The sequence below is a fragment of the Micromonospora sp. NPDC003944 genome, from assembly GCF_053605225.1.
In genome coordinates this window covers 35,382-55,812 of record NZ_JBSGIV010000027.1, presented here as the reverse complement: position 1 = coordinate 55,812, position 20,431 = coordinate 35,382, and the positions used below count along the sequence as shown (strand labels likewise).

At 72.2% G+C, this 20,431-nt stretch carries 13 protein-coding genes and 1 pseudogene; 8 read left to right on the top strand and 6 right to left on the bottom strand.

The window, feature by feature from the left end; genetic code table 11:
• Positions 1-102: 102 nt before the first annotated feature.
• Genes ACWER9_RS15715 through ACWER9_RS15705 form a run of 3 tightly spaced genes read right to left on the bottom strand, consistent with a single transcriptional unit; the run spans position 103 to position 4,943 of the window.
• Positions 103-2,574: a transglutaminase TgpA family protein gene (locus ACWER9_RS15715; RefSeq protein ID WP_452302493.1), complete on the bottom strand. Its 2,472-nt coding sequence runs from the start codon at positions 2,572-2,574 to the stop codon at positions 103-105.
• A 16-nt stretch (positions 2,575-2,590) separates the two neighbouring features.
• Positions 2,591-3,889 carry a DUF58 domain-containing protein gene (locus ACWER9_RS15710; protein WP_452302492.1) on the bottom strand — a complete coding sequence of 433 codons (1,299 nt, stop codon included), beginning with the start codon at positions 3,887-3,889 and terminating at the stop codon, positions 2,591-2,593.
• 1 nt (position 3,890) lies between these two features.
• Positions 3,891-4,943, bottom strand: coding sequence for an AAA family ATPase (locus ACWER9_RS15705; protein ID WP_030334536.1), 1,053 nt, complete (start codon positions 4,941-4,943; stop codon positions 3,891-3,893).
• Between the two features lie 402 nt (positions 4,944-5,345).
• Here ACWER9_RS15705 and leuS point away from each other — a divergent pair, with 402 nt between their 5' ends.
• Positions 5,346-8,186 (top strand): leucine--tRNA ligase, encoded by a 2,841-nt coding sequence (leuS, locus tag ACWER9_RS15700; RefSeq protein ID WP_452302491.1) that lies wholly within the window; start codon positions 5,346-5,348, stop codon positions 8,184-8,186.
• A gap of 174 nt (positions 8,187-8,360) precedes the next feature.
• Here the strand turns inward: leuS and ACWER9_RS15695 are convergent, their stop codons facing one another.
• The 3 genes from ACWER9_RS15695 to ACWER9_RS15685 are packed head-to-tail and all read right to left on the bottom strand — an operon-like array spanning position 8,361 to position 10,997.
• A complete protein-coding gene (locus ACWER9_RS15695) occupies positions 8,361-9,044 on the bottom strand; it encodes a TVP38/TMEM64 family protein (protein WP_452302490.1) in 684 nt (227 codons plus the stop codon).
• Entirely contained in the window at positions 9,041-9,760 is a 720-nt protein-coding gene (locus ACWER9_RS15690; protein WP_452302489.1) for a type 1 glutamine amidotransferase, read from the bottom strand. The genes ACWER9_RS15695 and ACWER9_RS15690 overlap by 4 nt, the downstream gene beginning before the upstream one ends.
• On the bottom strand, positions 9,750-10,997 hold the full coding sequence (locus ACWER9_RS15685) for a MurT ligase domain-containing protein (RefSeq protein WP_355423350.1): 1,248 nt from the start codon (positions 10,995-10,997) through the stop codon (positions 9,750-9,752). Before ACWER9_RS15685 ends, ACWER9_RS15690 begins: the two co-directional genes overlap by 11 nt.
• A gap of 355 nt (positions 10,998-11,352) precedes the next feature.
• Here ACWER9_RS15685 and mraZ point away from each other — a divergent pair, with 355 nt between their 5' ends.
• The 7 genes and pseudogenes from mraZ (at position 11,353) to mraY (ending at position 20,037) form a co-directional block, all read left to right on the top strand.
• Positions 11,353-11,784 carry a division/cell wall cluster transcriptional repressor MraZ gene (gene mraZ, locus ACWER9_RS15680; protein ID WP_030488958.1) on the top strand — a complete coding sequence of 144 codons (432 nt, stop codon included), beginning with the start codon at positions 11,353-11,355 and terminating at the stop codon, positions 11,782-11,784.
• Between the two features lie 206 nt (positions 11,785-11,990).
• A pseudogene (rsmH, locus tag ACWER9_RS15675) lies at positions 11,991-13,101 on the top strand (16S rRNA (cytosine(1402)-N(4))-methyltransferase RsmH).
• Positions 13,091-13,696: a hypothetical protein gene (locus tag ACWER9_RS15670; protein ID WP_452302488.1), complete on the top strand. Its 606-nt coding sequence runs from the start codon at positions 13,091-13,093 to the stop codon at positions 13,694-13,696. The pseudogene rsmH and the gene ACWER9_RS15670 overlap by 11 nt, the downstream one beginning before the upstream one ends.
• 3 nt (positions 13,697-13,699) lie before the next feature.
• A complete protein-coding gene (locus tag ACWER9_RS15665) occupies positions 13,700-15,907 on the top strand; it encodes a peptidoglycan D,D-transpeptidase FtsI family protein (RefSeq protein WP_452302487.1) in 2,208 nt (735 codons plus the stop codon).
• A gap of 52 nt (positions 15,908-15,959) precedes the next feature.
• On the top strand, positions 15,960-17,522 hold the full coding sequence (locus ACWER9_RS15660; RefSeq protein WP_452302486.1) for a UDP-N-acetylmuramoyl-L-alanyl-D-glutamate--2,6-diaminopimelate ligase: 1,563 nt from the start codon (positions 15,960-15,962) through the stop codon (positions 17,520-17,522).
• The gene (locus ACWER9_RS15655) at positions 17,519-18,916 is read left to right on the top strand and encodes a UDP-N-acetylmuramoyl-tripeptide--D-alanyl-D-alanine ligase (RefSeq protein ID WP_452302485.1); all 1,398 of its coding nucleotides are present in this window, start codon (positions 17,519-17,521) and stop codon (positions 18,914-18,916) included. The genes ACWER9_RS15660 and ACWER9_RS15655 overlap by 4 nt, the downstream gene beginning before the upstream one ends.
• Positions 18,913-20,037, top strand: coding sequence for a phospho-N-acetylmuramoyl-pentapeptide-transferase (gene mraY, locus ACWER9_RS15650; protein WP_452302484.1), 1,125 nt, complete (start codon positions 18,913-18,915; stop codon positions 20,035-20,037). Before ACWER9_RS15655 ends, mraY begins: the two co-directional genes overlap by 4 nt.
• Positions 20,038-20,431: the final 394 nt, after the last annotated feature.

Below are 20,431 nucleotides of genomic sequence, written 5' to 3'. Positions count from 1 at the left end.
CGTGATCACTTGATGGTGAGCAGTTGCCAGGAGCTGTCTGCAACTACTCACCATCAAGTGATCGTGGGTGGTGGCGGGTGGGGTGAGCGGGTTGGGGGTTGGTTAGCGAGCGGTTCGGTCGGCCAGCAGCCGTCGAGGGCTCCAGCGCAGGAGTCGGTACCGGGCCTGCGCGGTGAGCCCCACCATCCGGCTGGAGGTGTCCGCCAGGGCGGTACGCCACCGTAGGAGCACCGAGGGCGGCAGGGCGGCGGCGAGGAGGCGGGTGCGTCGGTCTGCCCGGGTGGCGAGCGCTCCACGGACCGCGCGTAGAGCCGGTAGCAACGGCTCACCGGTCAGTGGATCCCGGGCGTAGCGGGCCCGCTCCTCCGCCCGGCCGAGCAGCCGCGCCGACCCGACCGCGTTGTCGTCGTCGAGGGCGTCCCGGACCAGCCGGTCCGCGGTCGCCCTGGGCGTCTCGGTCGGATCGACGGGGACCCGGAAGTCGACGAGCGTGTCGAGCAGCTCCGCCCAGGCGGCGTGTGCGTCCGCGCGGGCCCGGTTGGCGTCCGCGCCCACCACCAGGACCGGGCGCGTTCCCGGCGCGCTGTCGTCGTCGACCCTGGCGGTGGCCATCGCCCCAGCCGCCACGCGGCCGCCCCGTCGGCGGCGCAGCGCCATCCGGCGCAGTGCGGGCACCGCGAGCAGTGCCAGCAGCACCACCAGGCCCGCTGCCCACCAGGGCCAGACCGGCCGCTGCTCGGTCGGTGTCGTCCCGCCGAGGGCGAGCCCTTCGTCGGTGTCCCGGTCGGCGTTGTCCGGGCCGGCCGGCCCGGCCGTAGCCTCCGGGCCGCTCGGCGTGTCCGAGGCGCCGGTGTCCGGGCTGGACGGCTCGGGAGCGTCAGTGTCCGGTGCCCAGGCGGACCGGGTGGAGCCGGGCACCCCGTACGCCGGGGTGGCGTCGAACGGCACCCAACCGGCCCCGTCGAAGTAGACCTCGGTCCAGGCGTGCAGGTTAAGGTTGGTCAGCGTGAAGGTGTCGCCGTCGCGCTTGCTGCCGTTGGTGAACCCGAACGCGACCCGGGCCGGGATGCCGGCCGCGCGGACCAGCCAGGCCATCGAGGCGGCGTACTGCTGGCAGTAGCCGACCTTGTTGGTCAGGAAGTTGACGATGTCCTGACCGCTGCTGCCGCTCTCGGTGCTCAGCCGGTACTTGAATCCGTTGTCGGCCGAGAAGTGCTGGTAGATCGCCAACACCTTGTCGTAGTCGGTGCGCTTGCCCTGGATCAGCCCCTGGACCAGCTCCTCCACCTCGGGCACCGGCGCGGGGGTGGCGGTCATCTGTCGGCGTACGGGGTGTTCGGACGGCAGTGACGGCGCGGCCCGCAAGGCGCCGGGTGTGAAGGTCGAACGGACGTAGTCGAAGGAGTACTTCCGACCCCGGGAGTTCTCCCGGTTGGAGAAGACGACCTGCTGGTTGGCGTCGTAGAGCCAGTTGTCGCTGAGGTTGTCGGTGCGGGTCGGCTCGGCGTACACCGGCATCAGCGACATGCTCAGGCTCTTGGTGACCTCGACGGTCGCCTGGTAGGTGGTCTGCTGCACGCCTCGGCCGGCACGGTCGGCCGGGTTCGGCAGGTCCTGGTTGACGGACGGGCCGCTCGGGTTGCGCGCCTGGAAGCCATTGGGGCGCAGCTCGTCGGCGACCGCGTAGCGCAGGTAGAACGGGTTCGGCTCGGACGTCTTCACCTTGACGAGGTCGGCCACCTGGGACTGGTTGAGCTGGCCGGCGAGCGAGGCGAACAGGTCGATCCGACCCGAGGTGCCCGAGCCGGTGCCGTTGCCGGTGCCGTTGCCCGACCCTCGGCTGAGCGAGTCGAGCAGGCCGCCGGTCATCCCGGGAACCGCAAGCGGCAGCACCACCGCCAGGGCCACCCCGACCACCGCGAGCCGGCGGCCCGCGGACGCCAGGGGGGAGGCCTCCCACACGTCGACGTCGCGGCCGTCACCGGTGAACCGGCGTCCGAAGCGGCGTACCCGGTCGACGTTGTCGGTGACCAGCAGCCAGAGGTAACCGGCGGCGCCCACCACGAACGGCACCGCGGGGACGCTGTCCACGTAGACGGCGACCGGCACCGAGTAGATGGCGAGCATCGGCAGCCCCGCCAGTGCGGGCCGGCGCAGCCCCACGGCCAGGACGTCCACGAGCACGGCGACCCCGCCGATGCCGAGGACGGCGATGAACAGCAGCGGGTCCGTGTCCGGGACCTCGACCCCGTACGAGCGCATGTCCTGCATGGACCCGGCGAGCAGATCGCCGAAGTACGCCAACGTGCCCGGGGTGGGCAGGACCCCGAGCAGCTCCTCGCCGCTCGGGAACAACCAGGTCAGGGCGAGCACCAGACCGGCAAGCATGCCCAGCACCTGAGCCCACAGCGGGGCCCGCGCGAGCCGGGTCAACGCCGCCACCCCGGCCACCACGGCGACCGCGATGATGGACTCGATCAACCACGTCCAGCCCTGGAAGATGGCCGACAGCGGCGCGGCGGCCAGCAGCGTGGCCGCGGCCGCCACCACGCCGATGTTCCGACTGCTGATCATGAGGGGAGCCTTCCGTTCATCGCACACCGCCAGCGACCGTCTCGGCCAGCGCGGCCCGCAGGGCGAACCCCTGGGCGCCCCGGCCGACCTGCGGCCACAGCGCCGGTAGCCGGCCCCCGTGGTCGACGCCGACCACCCGCCAGCCACTCTGCACCATGGCGAGGACGGCGGCGGCGTGGGCGTGCTCCGCCTCGGCCCGGGCCTTCTCCGGCAGGCTGAGCCAGGAGGAGCTGTTCAGCAGGAAGCCGACGCAGGTGGCGCCGTTGCCCCGCAGGCCGGCCAGCAACTCCGCCTCGGCCACGCTCACCGTGCCGAACAGGCCGATGATCAGCCCGCCGTCGGCGCGTTGGCGGACCCGCTGCACGAGGTCGGTGACCTCGGCGCGCTGATCCAGCCGGACCTCGGCGAGGTGGTCGAGCAGCGCGCCGTCCCCGCCGGCCTCCGAGGCGTCGACATCCGCCCCCGAGCCGGTGACCAAGCGCATCTTGTAACCGGCCTGCCGCAGGTGGACGGCGATGCTCGCGGCGGCCGAGACCGACCACTCGAAGCTGGCCGTCGGCCCCTCGCCGCGGTGGCCGTACGCCCTGGTGTCCAGGACGACGGTGGCCCGGCTCTCCCACGGTTGTTCCTCGCGGCGCACCATCAGCTCGCCGGTGCGGGCGGTGGACTTCCAGTGCACCCGGCGCAGGTCGTCGCCGCGCCGGTATTCCCGGGTCGCCGCGTCGTCCTCGCCGTGCACCGCCACCGAGCGGGCGCGGCTGTCGCCGCTGCCCGCGTACTCCCCGGGGAGCCGGACCGACGGCAGCGGAGTGACCTGCGGGATGACCGTCAGGTGGTCGGTGCTGGGGAAGGAGCGGGTCAGCTCGCAGAGGCCGAACGGGTCGGTCATCCGGACCACCAGCGGGCCCACGTCGTAGCGGCCGCGCACGTCGGCCCGCACGGTGTACGCCACGGAGCTGGCCTGGTGCGCGCCGAGCCGCTCCAACACCACCCGGGGCCGGCTGCCCAGCGCGTAGGGCAGCCGGTCCTCCAGGAGCAGGGTGCCGGTCGGCAACCGGGAGAGGTTCTGCAGACGCAGGACCACCCGGGAGTTGGCTCCGACCGGAACCCGGTGCGGGTCCAGTGAACGGTTGCAGGCCAGCTTGTAACGGCTCCGCCCGACGTACGCGGCGGCCAACAGCGGCAGGATGGCCAACAGCACAGCCACCCGGAGCAGGTCCTTCTCACCGAGGATGCCGGCCGAGATCGCCGCCGCGACCGCAGCGGCGAGGAAGGACCGCCCGCGGGTGGTCAGCCCGCGTAGCCCGGCACGCACGTCATGGCCTCCGCGGCTCGTAGGGCGCGCGGCCGTTTCCGGTGGCGGGCCGGGTGTCGTACGGGTTGCGCTGCCGGTCGTGCGGCAGCGGCAGGCGGTGCACCAGCTCGGAGACGATCGCGTCGGTGGTGCGTCGGGCGAGCTGCGCGTCGGCGGTCGGGATGATCCGGTGGGCGAGCACCGGCACCGCCAGGGCCTGGAGGTCGTCGGGGAGGACGTAGTCGCGGCCCTCCAGGGCGGCGACCGCCCGCGCGGTGCGCAGCAGTTGCAGGGTCGCCCGGGGGGACGCGCCGAGCCGCAGGTCGGGGGCCTCGCGGGTGGCGGTGACCAGATCGATCGCGTACTGCTTGACCGCGTCCGCGACGTGCACCTGCCGCACGGTGGCGATGAGCTGCCTGACGATTGCCGCGTCGGAGACCGCGCGCAGCTCGTGCAGCGGGTCGGTGGCGCCGTGCCCGTCGAGCATGGCCAGCTCGGCGTTGGAGTCCGGGTAACCCATGGCGATGCGGGCGGTGAACCGGTCGCGCTGCGCCTCCGGCAGCGGGTAGGTCCCCTCCATCTCGATCGGGTTCTGGGTGGCGATCACCATGAACGGGGTCTGGAGCTGGTACGTCACCCCGTCGACGGTGACCTGCCGCTCCTCCATGCACTCCAGCAACGCCGACTGGGTCTTCGGCGAGGCCCGGTTGATCTCGTCGCCGACGACCAGGTTGGCGAAGACGGCGCCGGGGCGGAACTCGAAGTCGTGCGTCTCCTGGTTGTAGACGCTGACCCCGGTGACGTCGCTGGGCAGCAGGTCGGGGGTGAACTGGATGCGCCGCACGGTGCAATCGATGGACCGCGCGAGGGCCTTGGCCAGCTTGGTCTTGCCGACACCCGGGACGTCTTCGATAAGGAGGTGACCCTCGGCGAGCAGGACGGCCAGGGCGAGCCGCACGGTGGCGGTCTTACCCTCGATGACCTGCTCGATGTTGGCCACGATGGCCTCACTGGCGGCGCGGAACTCGTCGTGCGGCAACAGGCCGCCCACCTCGTCCCAGGTCTGTTGTGTCACGGGCCTCCTCCTCGTCGCCGTCACGGCAGCTCTGTCGAGAGCACCTGGACCCGCCGTTGGGTTCGCGACGTCGAGCCTCGTTTGCCGCAGGAATCTCACTAGTCTCTCAGGCTAACCATGTTTGTCGTTATCGCCGACCCCCGCAGGTAGTCCGTCGGTTACGCACCGATATTCGCCAGCTCGGGGGAACCGGTTCCACACCGCCCGGGGGCCGGCGAGGCACACCGTGGAAGAGGTACACTGCGCGCATGGCCGGAGTCTTCCTGCTTCTTACCGGGCCGTGCTGATGCGCTGAACGCAGCGACAGCACGGCGGCCCCTCCTGCGCGAGGGGCTTTTTTGTGCCCTCCGCCGGCCCGGCCCGGTGGTGCCGAGACGAAGCGAAGCGAAGCGAGGAGAGACGATGAGTGAGGCAGCCGCACCGGCGGGCGACATTCCCCCGTTCCGGTACACCGCGGCCCTGGCCGACGAGATCGAGATTCGTTGGCAGGACACCTGGGCGCGCGAGGGCACCTTCCACGCACCGAACCCGACCGGCCCGCTGGCCAACCCGACCCACCCGCGCGCCGGCGCGGAGAAGCTGTACGTGCTGGACATGTTCCCGTACCCCTCCGGGGCGGGACTGCACGTCGGCCACCCGCTGGGCTACATCGGCACCGACTGCTACGCCCGCTACCAGCGGATGGCCGGTCGTAACGTGCTGCACGCGATGGGCTTCGACGCGTTCGGCCTGCCCGCCGAGCAGTACGCGGTGCAGACCGGCACCCACCCGCGGACCACCACGGTGGCGAACATCGAGCGATACAAGGCGCAGCTGCGCCGGCTGGGGCTGGCGCACGACGAGCGTCGCTCGGTGGCCACCATCGACACCGACTTCTACCGCTGGACCCAGTGGATCTTCCTGCAGATCTTCAACTCCTGGTACGACCGCGATGCCGGCCGGGCCCGCCCGATCGCCGAGCTGATCGCCGAGTTCGAGGGCGGTAACCGGCAGACCCCGGACGGCCGGGCCTGGGCCGAGCTGAGCGTCGCCGAGCGCCGCCAGGTCGTCGACGACCACCGCCTGGCGTACGTCTCGCAGGCGCCGGTGAACTGGTGCCCGGGGCTGGGCACCGTGCTGGCCAACGAGGAGGTCACCGCCGACGGCCGGTCCGAGCGCGGCAACTTCCCGGTCTTCAAGCGCAACCTGAAGCAGTGGATGATGCGGATCACCGCGTACGGTGACCGGCTGCTGGACGACCTGGACAGCCTGGACTGGCCCGAGCCGATCAAGCTGATGCAACGCAACTGGATCGGTCGCTCCACCGGCGCCCACATCGACTTCCCGACCATCGCGGAGCCGGTGCGGGTGTTCACGACCCGTCCGGACACCGTCTTCGGCGCCACCTACATGGTGCTGGCGCCCGAGCACGAACTGGTCGACGCGCTGGCGCCGGCCGCCTGGCCGGACGGCGCGAACGCCACCTGGACCGGCGGGCACGCCAACCCCCGGGAGGCCGTCGAGGCGTACCGCAAGGCGGCGGCCGCCAAGACCGACGTCGAGCGGCAGTCCGACAGTAAGGAGAAGACCGGCGTCTTCATCGGCGCGTACGCCACCAACCCGGTCACCGGCGGGCAGATCCCGATCTTCATCGCCGACTACGTGCTGGCCGGCTACGGCACCGGCGCGATCATGGCGGTGCCGGCGCAGGACGAGCGGGACTGGGCGTTCGCCGAGGTCTTCGAGCTGCCGATCGTACGTACCGTGCAGCCGTCCGAGGGCTTCGACGGTAAGGCGTACACCGGTGACGGCCCGGCGATCAACAGCGCCGCGCCCGAGCGCGGCCTGGACCTGAACGGCCTGGGGGTCGCCGACGCCAAGGCGGCGATCATCTCCTGGCTGGAGGCGAACGGGCACGGCACCGGCGCCGTGACCTACCGGCTGCGCGACTGGCTGTTCTCCCGCCAGCGGTACTGGGGTGAGCCGTTCCCGATCGTCTACGACGAGACCGGCGCGGCCATCGCCCTGCCGGAGAAGATGCTGCCGGTCGAGCTGCCGGAGGTGGACGACTTCTCCCCGAAGACGTTCGACGCCGACGACGCCGACAGCAACCCGGAGACCCCGCTGTCGCGGCGGCGCGACTGGGTCGAGGTCGAACTGGACCTGGGCGACGGGCCGAAACGCTACACCCGCGAGACCAACGTGATGCCGCAGTGGGCCGGCTCCTGCTGGTACGAGCTGCGCTACCTGGACCCGACCAACAGCGACCGGTTCGTCGACGCCGAGAACGAGCGGTACTGGATGGGCCCGAACGGTGACGGTGACTGCGGGGGCACCGACCTGTACGTCGGTGGCGCCGAGCACGCCGTGCTGCACCTGCTGTACGCGCGGTTCTGGCACAAGGTGCTGTTCGACCTGGGGCACGTGTCGTCGTTCGAGCCGTTCCGCAAGCTGTTCAACCAGGGCATGATCCAGGCGTACGCGTACACCGACTCGCGCGGCAGCTACGTGCAGGCCGAGGAGGTCTTCGAGCGCGACGGCGCCTACTACCTGGGCGACCTGGCGGTCAACCGCGAGTACGGCAAGATGGGTAAGTCGCTGAAGAACGTGGTGACCCCCGACGAGATGTGCGCCGCCTACGGCGCGGACACCTTCCGGGTGTACGAGATGTCGATGGGCCCGCTGGAGGTGTCCCGCCCCTGGGAGACCAGGGCGGTGGTCGGCTCGTACCGGTTCCTGCAGCGGGTGTGGCGCGCCGTCGTCGACGAGCAGACCGGCGCGCTGCGGGTCACCGAGGACCCGGCCGACGAGGCGACCCGTCGGCTGCTGCACACGGTGATCGACGGGGTCCGTGGCGACATGGACGGCATCCGGTTCAACACCGCGATCGCCAAGCTGATCCAGCTGACCAACGGGCTGACCGGGCTGGCGGCCACACCCCGCGAGGTGGCCGAGCCGCTGGTGCTGATGGTGGCGCCGTTCGCCCCGCACCTGGCCGAGGAGCTGTGGCGCAAGCTGGGTCACGACACCTCGCTGACGTACGCGGACTTCCCGACCGCCGACCCGGCGCTGCTGGTGGCCGACACGGTGACCTACCCGGTGCAGGTCAACGGCAAGGTCCGTGGCCGTGTCGAGGTCTCCGCCGACGCCTCCGAGGAGACCGTCCGCGCGGCCGCCCTGGACGCGGTGGCGGCGACCCTGGCCGGCAAGGAGCCCCGCAAGGTCATCGTCGTCAAGGGCCGAATGGTCTCCGTCGTCGCCTAACCCCCGCGCGCCCCTGACCCACCCCGTCCCGGTCCCGCCCCGCCCCGCCCCGTCCCGCCCCGCCGATCTTGCAGTTTCGGTTGACGTTCCGCCCCCTGTGTCAGGGTTTGTCGGGACACAAAGTGCAAGATCGGCGGGCGGCGGGCGCGGGCGCGGGCGGCGGGGGTGGGGGCGCTAGGCCGGGGTGGAGCGGCGGCGGCGTTCGGCGCGCCACCACTGGTGGACGAGTACCAGGCTGGCGATCAGGCCGAGGCTGGCCGGAGCGGCGGCGTACCAGTTGACGTGACCGGGGGAGCTGACCGCCGCGCCGATCGCCGCGTAGCCGAAGGCGGTCGGCGCGGACGCGATCACGCTGCCGGCCAGGAAGGGCAGCACGCGCGCGCCGGTCGTGCCGTACCCGTAGCTGACCAGCCCGAAGCCGGCGATCGGCAGCAGTCGGACGGTGACCACGCCGAGCACGCTCTGCCGGGCGAACCAACCGTCGAGGCGGGCCAGCCGGCCCCGGACCCGAGCGGCTACGAACTCCCGGCCGAGCAGCCGGCCGACGGTGAACCCGATCGCGGCGGCCACGAGTGCGGCGCCCAGGGCGTACGCGGCACCCTCCAGGGGGCCGAAGATCGCGCCCGCTGCCAGCGTGATGAAGGTCCGGGGCACGAGCGCAACCAGCAGCAGCGCACCGGCCAGGATCGCCGCCACCGGAGCGAGGTCACCCAGCCGGTCGGCGACCAGCGGCAGCTGCGCCGGATCCGGGCGGGGCACCAGGAGCAGCAGGAGCCCACACGCGCCGATCAGCAGCACGAGCAGGGCGAAGCGGGCGGCCGACGGCTGCCGGAGCAGCCGCCGGACGGCACGGATCATGCCCGGGCGGCGGTCACCGCGGAACGGCGCTCGTTGCGCAGCCGGTCCGACCAGGTGTCGTCGAGCGGCGGGAGCTGGTGTGCCCCGGTGGCCCAGCGCAGCAACAGGTCGGCCAGGGCCGGGTTGCGAGCCAGCGCCGGCCCGTGCGAGTAGGTGCCCAGCAGCTTGCCGCGCCACGCGCCCTCGGTGGCGCCGTCGTTGCCCACCCCAGCGGTGACCCGGGCCAGCGGGGAGACCTCCGGACCGAGGTGGGTGCGGCCGCCGTGGTTCTCGAAACCGGTGAGCGGAGGCAGGCCCAGCCGGGGGTCGATCTCGCCGGCCAACTCGCCCACGGCCCGGCTGTCGCCCCGGTCGGACTGAAGGTCGAGCAGTTCCAGCCCGCGGCACTGCACGCCCTTGGCGAAGAACGAGGTGCCGAGCAGTTGGTAGCCGGCGCACACACCGAACACGACCGAGCCCTGGGCGACCGCGCGGTGCAGGCCACCGTCGGCGAGTAGCCGCTGGGCGCCGAGCGCCTGCGGGCCGTCCTCACCGCCGCCGACCAGATAGATGTCGGCGGTCGCGGGCAGCCGCTCGTCGGAGCGGACCTCCAGCACCTCGACGGGCATCCCGCGCTGACGGGCCCGCCGGGCGAGGATCAGGGCGTTGCCCCGGTCTCCGTAGGTGGAGAGCAGGTCGGGGTAGATCCAGACGATGCGCAGACTCTCAGATGACACGGTCCAACTCCGCTCGGATGTCCTGGAACGCGGTGTAGTTCGCGATGACCTCCAGCCGCCCGGGCGGGACCGACCGGAGCGCGTCGTCGAACGTGCGGACGTGCTGGAACGGCACGTCGTTGACGTCCAGCCGGACCGCCAGGTCGTATGCCCGGTCGCCGGTGATCAACACCTGCCGACCACGGAGCGGGGCGAAGTCGACGTCGTAGAGCCAGGAGGTGTCCAGGCCGTCGGGGTCGCGCGCGTTGATCGAGAGCAGGGTCGGCGCGTTGTCGGCCATGTCGAACGCCTCCAGCCAACTGGCCGGGTTCTTGGCCAGCAGCAGCCGGATGTTGCGTCCGTCCTTGTCGACCTGCGCGTAGCGGCCGGCCACCGAGGTGACGATGCCGAGGCGGGACACGGCGTCGACCGGGCGGACGCCGAACTCGGCGGCCACCGCCAGCGCGGTCGCCGCGTTGCCGAGGTTGACCTTGCCGGGCAGCTGCAGGGAGACCTTGTGCCAGGCCCCGGTGGGGTCGAGAACGCCCTCGTCCTCGACCACCCAGTGCGGCTCCGGTCGGCGCAGCGGGCAGCCGGTGCACCACCACTGCTCGCCGGAGCGCTGGATCGTGGAGCCGCACTCCGGGCAGACCCAGGAGTCGTCGTGCCAGCGCTGACCGGCGCTGAACCACGTCACGTGCGGCGGGTTGATGCCCCGGGCGGGGTCGCCCGGCGGGGTGGCGGCCCACACCACAAGCGGGTCGTCGGCGTTCGCCACCACCCGTACGTCGGTGTGCCGGACCAGCGCCGCGCGCCAGAGCTGCGCCATCATGGCGACCTCCTTGGCGCGGTCGAGCTGGTCGCGGGAGAGGTTGAGCAGCGCGACCACGTGCGGCTCGGTCGCCTCCAACACCTGGGCCAGGTAGTGCTCGTCGACCTCCAGCACCGCGTACGGGGTGCTGCCGGCCTTGGCCAGCGCCGAGGTGTGCCCGCTGGGCATGTTGGCGCCGAACGAGTTGGTGGCGACCCGGCCGAGCACGCCGACCGCGGCGGAGGTCAACCGGGTGGTGGTGGTCTTGCCGTTGGTGCCGGAGACGAGCGCGATCGCGCGCCCGGCCGACAGGTGGGCCAGCAGGTCCGGGTCGATCTTCAGGCCGATCCACCCGCCGATCACCGAACCGTCGCCACGGCCGGCCGCCCGGGAGAGCGCCGCGGCGGTCCGTGACACGGAGCTGGCCACCTTGGCCCGTAGGGGCATTTTCGCGTCCGTCACGCGAGCGAGGTTACCGGACCGCCGGGCTCGCCAGATCGCCGCCGACGGTGAACCGTTCGGCCGTGGTGGCTGCGCGGGCGGACGGGTCGGTGTCCCCCGGACGGAGTCGATCTATGTCGGAAAGCGGACCACGCCGAGGGGCGCCGGGCGCCCTCCACTCCGCTCCACCCCTTGTGACGTGCGGTTTTGCTCTCGAGTTGGGCGCGCCACGCGGGCGGATTTGGTTGCGGGTGGAGGGAAGTGGAGTAGAGTGGGGACCAATGGTGAGGCCGGGAGGGCTCACCGGCCCGGGGGGTCAGCGGCGCCGCGAACGCCGTTCAAGGGCGAGGGGGTTGGGCCGGTGTTTCTCGGCACCCACACTCCGCGCCTGGACGAAAAGGGCCGGTTGATCCTTCCGGCCAAGTTCCGGGATGAGCTGGCGGGGGGTGTCGTGGTCACGAAAGGGCAGGAGCGCTGCCTCTACGTCTTCCCGACCCCTGAGTTCCAGCGGATCGCGGAGCAGTTGCGCGCGCAGCCGATGACACACAAGGCGGCCCGGGCCTACAGCCGGGTCTTCTTCGCCAGCGCGCACGACGAGGTCCCGGACAAGCAGGGTCGGGTGACCATTCCAGCCCACCTGCGGGCCTACGCCGCGCTGGACCGCGAGTTGGTCGTCATCGGCGCGAGCACGCGGGTGGAGATCTGGGACAAGGTCGCCTGGGAGACCTACCTCGCGGAGAGCGAAGACGACTTCGCCGACATCGAGGAGGGGGTGCTGCCCGGCGGTCTGTAGGGCGGTAACGGCGCCCGACGTACTGCGAGATCTCCAGCCGCTTTCGAGTTCCTGGCATCACTTCCCCGGTGCCAGGCGCACGATCCAGTCATTGGGCGACGGTCCGGTGTCAGGCGGGAGCGGATGGGGATCTGGCGGTACGACGGCAGCGCCGTCCGACGACAGGCGCACGAGAAGAACGGACGTTTCAACCAGTGGGGGTCATCATGGGGGAGTTGCGCGGCACGCATGTGCCGGTGCTGCTCGAGCGGTGTCTCGAGCTGCTGGCCCCCGCGCTGGGTCGAGGCGGCCGGACGATCTACGTCGACGCGACGCTCGGTCTGGCCGGGCACGCGGAGGCGGTGCTCGAGGCGCATCCGGAGACGGTCCTGATCGGGCTCGACCGGGACACCGAGGCGCTCGCTCACGCGCGGGTCCGACTGACCCGGTTCGCCGATCGGGTGCACCTGGAGCACGCGGTCTACGACGAGTTGCCGGATGTTCTGGATCGGCTGGGCTACCCGGCCATCGACGGCATCCTGTTCGACCTGGGTGTCTCCTCGTTGCAGTTGGACGCGCCCGACCGCGGGTTCGCGTACGCCCAGGACGCTCCACTGGACATGCGGATGGACCAGACCCGGGGGGTGACCGCCGAAGAGGTGGTCAACACGTACGCGCATCCGGACCTGGCCCGGGTGCTGCGGGTGTACGGCGAGGAGAAGTTCGCCGGTCGGATCGCCTCGGCGATCATCCGGCAGCGGGAGCAGGCCCGGATCACCTCGTCCGCGCTGCTCGCGGAGCTGGTACGGGACTCCATTCCGGCACCAGCCCGACGAACGGGTGGGCACCCGGCAAAGAGAACGTTTCAGGCTTTACGGATCGAGGTAAACAGAGAGCTGGCAGCGCTGGAGACAGCGTTGCCATCCGCGCTCGACGCACTGACCGTGGGTGGTCGCATGGTGGTCCTGTCCTATCACTCGTTGGAGGACAGGCTCACCAAGGCGGCCCTCACGGATCGGGTCCGCAGTAAGGGCCCGATCGACCTCCCGGTCGAGCTTCCCGGGTCCGGTCCGACGTTCCGGCTGCTCAGCCGGGGCGCCGAACTACCCGGGGAGGCGGAGGTCGCCGCGAACCCGCGCGCCGCCTCGGTGCGGCTGCGGGCCGCGGAGCGACTCGACCCGAACGCGACTGAGCTTGGGCGGACCGACCGCGAACGGTCTCGCCGACGGGTGAAGGGAATGCACCAACCGGGCACGGGGTCCGCCTGATCCGTGGGGGGTCAGGGGCACCGGGACGGCTAGAGGGACGGATGTTGAGGGGGAGGGACATGAGCATTGACAAGCGCGACCGCCGGGACGTCACCGGCGGCGGCCAGCGCGCACCGCGGTCGGGGGGCCGGATCGCGGCGGAGCGGGCTCCGCGCCTCGGTAACGGTACGTCACGCATCGATCGAGCGAACCGGCAGGGGGAGACTCGCGCCCGGGGGGCGCGCGAGTTCCCGACTCAGGGCACCGCTGCGCTCCGCCCGGTCGAGAAGGCCGCCAGCGCGACCGGCGCCCGGCCGCCGCGGCTGCGGGTGGCGCCGCCGCCGCCGATCTCGGTGCCGCGGGCGCCGTTCGCGGCACTGATCGTGGTGCTGGTGGTCGGTGGGGTGCTGGGCATCCTGGCGGTCAACACCAAGATCAATGAGAACGCGTTCCGGCTGGAGCGGTTGCAGCAGCAGCAGGCCCGACTGGACCTGGAGAAGCAGCAACTGGACAAGCAGATCGCCGACGCCGAGGCGCCGGGCAACCTGACCGCCGAGGCGAAGCGGCTGGGCCTGGTCGACGGCGGCGAACCGGGTTACATCCGGATGCCGGACGGCAAGACCCTCGAGGTGCCGCAGCCGGCGAGCGGTCAGCCGTCGGTGACCAGCCAGGGTGCGGGAGGCTGACCGGTGCCACCAAGGTCGGACGAGCCGCGCCGGGACCCTACGGGGTCCCGGCGCGGTTCTGCACGTGACGCCCGGCCTGCCGAGGGCGAGCCGCGCTCCGGGGAGCCGGGTGTCGGGGGCATCTCCGGCGCTCGGGCGTACACCCCCAGGGGGCGCACTGTCCGTGAGGAGCGCGGCACGCCGGCGCGCGGGCAGGGCGCCGAGCAGCGGCGTACGCCGCGTAGCACCCGGTCCGGTGACCCGTTCCGCCCGGCGTTGCAGGTGCTCGACGGCGGCCGGGCCGCCGCCCGGGCCGGCCGGCGCGACGCTCCGGCCGCAGGCCGCGGTGGGGTGGTGCGCACCGTCGCGCCGCGTACCCCTCGTGGCCCGGTCGGGGACGAGCCGCCGCCGCGTCGCCGGACCACGCCCCGCGCGCCGCGGCGCGGCGACCGGCCGGCGGCCCGGCGGCCGTCGCGCAAGCCACGACGCCCGCCGAAGCTCGCGGACTCGCGGCTGCGGCTGCGGCTGGGCACCGTGCTCGCGCTGACCCTGTTCGCCGCCATCGGGATCCGGTTGGTCTTCCTCCAGGCGGTCGACGCCCCGGCGTACGCCGGGGGCGGCATCGCCGACCGGCTCCGCACGGTCGAGCTGCCGGCGCCGCGCGGCGCGATCTACGACAGCACCGGCGCGCCGCTGGCCCGCAGTGTCGAGGCGCGGTACGTGTACGCCGACCCGACCGAGGTGAAGGACCCGGCCGCCGTCGCCAAGGCGCTGTCCCCGCTCCTCGCCATCCCGGTGTCGAAGCTCGTCGAGCTGATGAAGCCTCGCCGGCTGGAGAACGGCAAGGAGTCCACGTTCGCCTATCTGGCGCGGGGGGTGGAGATCCCGACCGCCAAGCGGGTGCAGGCGCTGGAGTTGTCCGGCATCGGGGTGCACCGCGACGAGCGCCGTGAGGTGCCGGGCGGTGACCTGGCGGCCAACCTGATCGGCTTCACCAGCCAGGACATGGACGGGTTGGAGGGGCTGGAGGCCCGCTACGACGACGTGCTCGCCGGTCAGGACGGCAAGCGGGTGTACGAGGCCGGCCTCGGCGACCTCGCCGCGCCGATTCCGGGCGGTTACAGCCGGACTACGGTCGCCAAGCCGGGCAGTTCGCTTGCTCTCACCCTCAACCGCGACCTGCAGTTCCGAACCCAGCAGATCCTGAGCGTGGGCATGGCCAAGGCGCCGGGCGGCACCGGCGCGGCGGTGATCATCGAGATTCCGTCCGGCGCGGTGCTGGCCCAGGCCAGCAACCCGACGTACAACGCGGCGAAGCCGACGCCGAGCGACCCGGTCGCCCGGGAGGACGCCGCGACCAGCTTCGTGGTCGACCCCGGCTCGGTGCACAAGGCGATCACCTACGGCGCGGCGTTGCAGGAGGGCGTGATCACGCCGGACACCACGTTGCCCATCGCCAACAACATCAAGATGGGCGACACCTGGTTCTCCGACACCCATCCGGCCAACGGCAAGCGGATGAGCGTGCCGGGGATGCTCGCCTTCTCGTCGAACGTCGGCACCATCACCATCGCCGAGAAGCTCGGCCGGGACCGGTTGATCGACTACCAGAAGCGGTTCGGGCTGGGCAAGCCCACCGGCGAGGGGATGCCCGGGGAGGCCAGCGGCCGACTGCTGCCGGCCGACGAGTGGAGCGGATCGTCGCGCGGGTCGGTGCCGATCGGGCACAGTGTCGACGCCACGCCGTTGCAGATGGCCGCCGCGTACGCCGCAATCGCCAACAACGGGACGTACGTGCAGCCGCACCTGGTCAAGGAGGTGATCGGCCCGGACGGCAAGCGCACCCCCGCGCCGGCGCCGGTGACCCGGTCGGTGCTCAGCCCGCAGAACGCGGCGGCGCTGCGCACCATGCTGGAGGCGGTCACCACCGTCGACGGCGCCACCGGCGTCACCGCCGCGGTCCCCGGCTACCGGGTCGCCGGCAAGACCGGCACCGGATCGCGCCTGGTCAACGGCAAGATAGAGACCGACAAGGTGTCGTCCTTCATCGGCATGGCCCCCGCCGAGAACCCCCGCTACGTGATCGCGGTGTTCGTGTACGCGCCCAACGGCGGGGGCGCGGCGATCGCCAACCCAGCGTTCCGGGACATGATGCAGTTCACTCTGCGTCACTACCGGGTGCCGCCGTCCGCAAGCGGATCCGCGCCCAAGTTCGTGGTCTATCCGCGCTGAGCAGCGATGGCGGGACATCATCGGTGAGTGCCGACGAACCACCGGGGCGGCTGTGCGGCCGGAACCGGACGACCGGGTAGGGTCTGACGCCGTGCCCGGCAATCCACGTCCACGTACCGTGACCGGAGTCCGGCTCGGTGATCTCGCCGTCCGGCTCGCCGTCGACCTTCCGGCGGACGCCGCCGACGTGGTCGTCACCGGGGTCACCCACGCCAGCCAGGAGGTTCGCTCCGGCGACCTGTACGCGGCGCTGCCCGGCGCCCGTCGGCACGGTGCGGAGTTCGCCGCCGGTGCCGCCGAGGCGGGTGCCGTGGCCCTGCTGACCGACCCGGCGGGTGCGGAGCTGGCGGCCCAGACCGGCCTGCCCGCCCTGGTGGTGCCCGACCCGCGTGCCGTGCTCGGCGAGCTGGCCTCGGCCGTGTACGGCGACCCGACCGCCGGTCTCACCGTGATCGGGGTGACCGGCACCGCGGGTAAGACGTCCACCGCGTACCTGATCGAGTCGGGGCTGCGGGCCGCCGGGCACACCACCGGGCTGGTCGGGACCGTGGAGACCCGGCTCGGTGATCTGGTGATCGACAGTGTGCGTACCACCCCCGAGGCGACCGACCTGCACGCCATGCTTGCCACCGCCCGCGAGCGTGGGGTCACCGCCGTGGTGATGGAGGTCTCCAGCCACGCGCTGGCCATGGGCCGGGTTGGCGGGGTGCGGTTCGCCGTCGGCGGTTACACCAACTTCGGCTCGGACCACCTGGACTTCCACGCCGACAGCGACGACTACTTCGCCGCGAAGGCCCAGCTCTTCGACGGGCGCTGCGCGGTCGAGGTGCTCAACCACGACGACCTGGCGTTGAAGCCGCTGCTCAAGCCGACCACCGTCACCTACTCGGCGGCCGGTGACCAGGGCGCGACGTGGTGGGCCGACGGTGTGAGCGGCGAGGGGTACGCCCAGCGGTTCACCGCGCACGGCCCGAACGGCGTGGCCCTGTCCGCCGGTGTCGCGCTGCCCGGCCGGCACAACGTGGCCAACGCGCTGCTGGCCATCGCCACGCTCGTCGGCGCCGGGGTGGACCCGGCGACCGCGGCGGACGGCGTGGCCGCCTGCGGTGGCGTGCCCGGTCGCCTGCAACTTGTCGACGTCGCCGCCCCGGTGCGCGGGGTGGTCGACTACGCGCACAAGTCGGACGCGATCGTGGCCGCGTTGGCCGCGCTGCGTGAGCTGAGCGCCGGCCGACTGATCTGTGTGATCGGCGCCGGCGGGGACCGGGACCGGGGCAAGCGGCCGGTGATGGGCGCCGCCGCGGCGGAGGGGGCCGACGTGGTGCTGGTGACCGACGACAACCCGCGTACCGAGGATCCGGCGGAGATCCGCGCCGAGGTGCTCGCCGGGGCGTACCGGGCCGGCACGGCCGCCCGGATCATCGAGGTGGCGGGCCGCCGCGCCGCGATCGACGAGGCGGTCCGGCTGGCCGAGCCGGGCGACGTCGTCGCGCTGCTCGGCAAGGGCCACGAGCGGGGCCAGGAGGTGGCGGGCGAGGTGCTTCCGTTCGACGACAGCGTCGAGCTGGCCGAGGCGCTGCGGGCCCGCTTCGGGGACCTGGCGGGTCAGCGGTGATCGCGCTGAGCCTGGCCGAGGTGGCCGCCGCCGTCGACGGGCGGCTGGTGGCCGCCGACCCGACCGCAACCGTCACCGGGTCGGTGGAGTTCGACTCGCGCAAGGTGGGGCCCGGTTCGCTCTTCGTGGCCTTCCCCGGGGAGAAGGTCGACGGGCACGACTACGCGGTGACGGCGATCCAGGCCGGCGCGGTGGCGGTGCTCGGCAGCCGCGAGGTGCGCGGGGTGCCGATGGTGCTCGTCGACGACGCGCTGACCGCGCTGGGCCGGCTGGCCCGCGCCGCGGTGGACCGGCTGCCCGAGCTGACCGTGATCGGCGTGACCGGCTCGTCCGGCAAGACCACCACCAAGGACCTGATCGGTCAGCTGACCTCCCGGCTCGGGGCCACGGTGGCGCCGCCCGGCTCGTTCAACAACGAGCTGGGGCACCCGTACACCGCCCTGCAGGCCGACCCGGACACCCGCTACCTGGTGATGGAGAAGGGCGCACGCGGGGTCGGGCACGTGCGGTACCTGTGCGAGCTGGTGCCGCCCCGGATCTCCGTGGTGCTCAACGTCGGCACCTCGCACATCGGTGAGTTCGGCTCGCAGGACACCATCGCCGTGGCCAAGGGAGAGCTGGTCGAGGCGCTGCCGCCGGACGGGCTGGCCGTGCTGAACGCCGACGACCCGCGGGTGGACGCGATGGCGAGCCGTACGCAGGCCCGGGTGGTGCGCTACGGCGAGGCGCCCGACGCCGACGTGCGCGCCGAGGACGTCACACTCGACGAGCGGGGGCACCCGTCGTACACCCTTGTCACCCCGGAGGGGCGCGCGCCGGTGCGGCTCCGGCTGGCCGGCCGCCACCAGGTCTGGAACACCCTCGCGGCGGCAGCGGTGGCCCGGGAGCTGGGCATGCCGCTGGCCGAGCTGGCCACGGCCCTCGGCGAGCTGGGGCTGGTCTCGACCCGCCGGATGGACGTCTTCGACCGCCCCGACGGGGTGACCGTGATCGACGACTCGTACAACGCCAACCCGGCCTCGATGGCCGTCGCGGTGCGGGCGCTGGCGAGCATGGGCCAGGGACGGCGTACCGTCGCGGTGCTTGGTTACATGGCCGAGCTGGGCCCGTTCGAGTACGACGGCCACGCCGAGGTCGGCCAACTCGCGGCCGAACTGGGCGTCGACCGGCTGCTCGTGGTGGGTGAGCCGGCCGCGCCGATCCACGAAGGCGCGACAGCGGTAGCAAACTGGGGAGGAGAGTCGGTGCTGCTCACCGATCAGGCGGCGGCCGTCGAGGTGCTGCGGAGCGAGCTACGACCGGGTGACGTCGTCCTGGTCAAGGGTTCCCGGTACCGGACCTGGGAGGTGGCCGACGCCCTGCGCGCCGACGCCGCCGGGGAGCCCACCCGATGAGGGCGGTCATCGTCGCCATCGGGGTGGCGTTCCTCGTCTCGCTGTTCTGCACCCCGATCGCGATCAAGGTGTTCACCCGGCTCAAGGCCGGTCAGCCGATCCGGTCCGACGGCCCGGCCATGCACCAGGGCAAGAAGGGCACGCCCACGATGGGCGGCGTGGTCTTCATCCTGGCCACGGTGATCGCGTACGTGGCCGGGCACCTCGCCCTGACCACCCTGCCGGACCAGCAGATCGCGCAGGTGGAACCGACAATCACGGCGCTGGTGCTGCTGGGGCTGATGGTCTTCTCCGGTGCGGTGGGTTTCCTCGACGACTTCCTCAAGGTGCGCAAGCGCAACAGCGCCGGGCTGAACAAGCGCGGCAAGTTGCTCGGGCAGATCCTGGTCGGCGCCGTCTTCGGGGTGATCGCCCTGTGGTTCCCGAGCACGATGACCGACGCGACGGGTCGGGCGACGAACACCCAGACGGTGGGTAGCACCACGCTGAGCTTCATCCGGGACATCGACTTCCTGGAGGTCAGCAAGGTCGGCGCGGTGATCATCTTCATCTTCGTGGTGATGGCCGCGACGAACGGCGTCAACCTCACCGACGGCCTGGACGGTCTGGCCACCGGCGCGTCGGTGATGGTGCTCGCCGCGTACGCGCTCATCGCGTTCTGGCAGTACCGGCACTGGTGCGCCGACCCGAGCTACACCCAGCCGTACTGCTACGAGGTCCGCGACCCGTTGGAGATCGCGCTGATAGCCGGGGCCGCGGCCGGGGCCTGTGTGGGCTTCCTCTGGTGGAACACCTCCCCGGCACGGATCTTCATGGGCGACACCGGTGCGCTGGGGCTGGGCGGCCTGATCGCCGGCATGGCGATGTCCACCCGGACCATCCTGCTGCTGCCGATCATCGGCGGGCTCTTCGTGATCATCACGATGTCCGTGGTGATCCAGATCATCTCCTTCAAGACCACGGGTAAACGGGTGTTCCGGATGTCTCCGCTCCAGCACCACTTCGAGCTGGCCGGCTGGAGCGAGGTCAACATCGTGGTGCGCTTCTGGATCATCGCCGGCATCGGCGTGGCCATCGCCCTGGGCCTGTTCTACAGCGAGTTCCTCGCCAACATGACCTGACCCGCCCCGCCCCCGCCCTCCCTACCCTCCCTACCCTCCCGCCCTCCCTGCCCCCTGCCCCGCCGATCTTGCACTTTCGCATGGCGGAACGTCCGCTGATGGGCGTTTCGTCGCCACCGAAAGTGCAAGATCGACGCGTGAGGGCGGCGCGGGAGCGGCGCGGGGAGCGCGCGGGGGCCGGCGGGGGTGGGGGTTCGACACGCCCGGTGGGGCGTTGTGGGGCGGTGGGGCGTGTTCAGCGGTGATGATGTCGGGGTGGGGGAGGAAATCGGCACCGAGGACGGGACAGTCGGACGGCCGCGTCGGTCACCGGGCGCGGCGCGTACGCCGGTGGCTGCCGGGGCGCGCGGCCCGGAGCCCGGCGCGGCGGCCCGCGAATCCGGCCCGGGAGCGC